2 protein-coding genes and 1 pseudogene are annotated in these 1,173 nt (G+C 40.8%); 1 reads left to right on the top strand and 2 read right to left on the bottom strand.

Translation table 11 applies throughout. From position 1 onward, the window contains the following. Nucleotides 1–102 (top strand): IS3 family transposase (locus ACTXGO_RS14190; RefSeq protein WP_443574967.1); only part of this gene is annotated, 102 nt, incomplete at its 5' end. On the opposite strand, the pseudogene ACTXGO_RS14185 reads toward ACTXGO_RS14190, so the two are convergent. Together ACTXGO_RS14185 and ACTXGO_RS14180 are read right to left on the bottom strand one after the other, a co-directional pair. Next, a pseudogene (locus ACTXGO_RS14185) lies at nt 97–480 on the bottom strand (transposase family protein); the annotation flags it as partial. The gene ACTXGO_RS14190 and the pseudogene ACTXGO_RS14185 overlap by 6 nt on opposite strands. 8 nt (nt 481–488) lie before the next feature. After that, the gene (locus ACTXGO_RS14180) at nt 489–929 is read right to left on the bottom strand and encodes a transposase family protein (protein ID WP_319052147.1); all 441 of its coding nucleotides are present in this window, start codon (nt 927–929) and stop codon (nt 489–491) included. Nucleotides 930–1,173 lie beyond the last annotated feature (244 nt).

Below are 1,173 nucleotides of genomic sequence, written 5' to 3'. Positions count from 1 at the left end.
ATTCACTATTACAATCATGAGCGTATTCAGCTAAAACTAAAAGGACTAAGCCCTGTACAGTACAGAACTCAGTCCTTAATAGACCTCTTGCAAAAGTCATAGGTTAAGCTCGGAATTAATGATACCAGCAAACAGCTTCATTCTAAGATCATAGCGCTGACGACGGTTGCGATATTTATGAGCCACGATTTTAAACAACTTGATTAAGCCTATTTTGTGCTCAACCACAATACGGAACTTTGCCAGATAGTGATTGGCCTGTTTGCATATCTCCAATAACTGACCACCACGAGGTTTTTTAAAGGGAGTGAAGCTTTGATCATGTAACTTTGCTATACCCTGATAACCACTATCGGCTAATAGCTTGGCGTCACAAGGTAACCAGTCAGGACAAGTATCTTTATACAGCTTAAAATCGTGGATTGACCCTTTACAGGTTTGCACATCAAGTATTAAGCCGGTTTGCCAATGGACGATAACCTGCGCTTTTAAGGTGTGTTGTTTTTTCTTACCGCTGTAGTAGTCGCTTTGGTTTTTTTTGGACGCTCAATTGGGGTTTCGGTGGCATCAACAATGACGACTGACCAATTGATGTCCTCATCGACACGACTAGGCAGCTTTTTAGGCAATTCAAACTTGCCAGAGTCAATCAGTGTGTCTTCTACTTTACGAATGATACGGCTAGCAGAAGACTCATGAATACCAAAGTCCATACTGATATGATAAAGCGTGCGGTATTCACGCCAATAAGTCAGGGCTAGTAGTATCTGCTCCTTAAGACTGAGCACACTTGGTCTGCCTGATTTGGTCTTAGATGCTTCATGCTCTTGCATGGCCTCAAGCATGTCATAAAAGGTGGCTTTATGAATGCCTGTGTAGCGTTTAAAACCAGCGTCACTTTGTTTGAGTAGCTTATCTATGTTTGGCATATCTATTAAGTAAGTAGCGTTCAATAATATACGTTGTGTCTTACAACTACTTTTGCAAGAGGTCTAATATAAACTTAAACCGTCCAAGTTTCGGGGGTCAGTTCAGTGATACGGGGTTTTTTATGATCTTGAGTTTGTTACTAGCATACTATGCAGGCTACTTACCTTGATAAACTGGCTTACGCTTCTCCATAAAAGCGCTAATACCTTCTTTAAAGTCATCGGTCACTGCCATTAAGTTTTG

The sequence above is a fragment of the Psychrobacter sp. T6-1 genome (assembly GCF_052258445.1).
The sequence above is the reverse complement of the archived record's forward strand: the minus strand, read 5'-3'. Positions and strand labels throughout refer to the sequence as shown.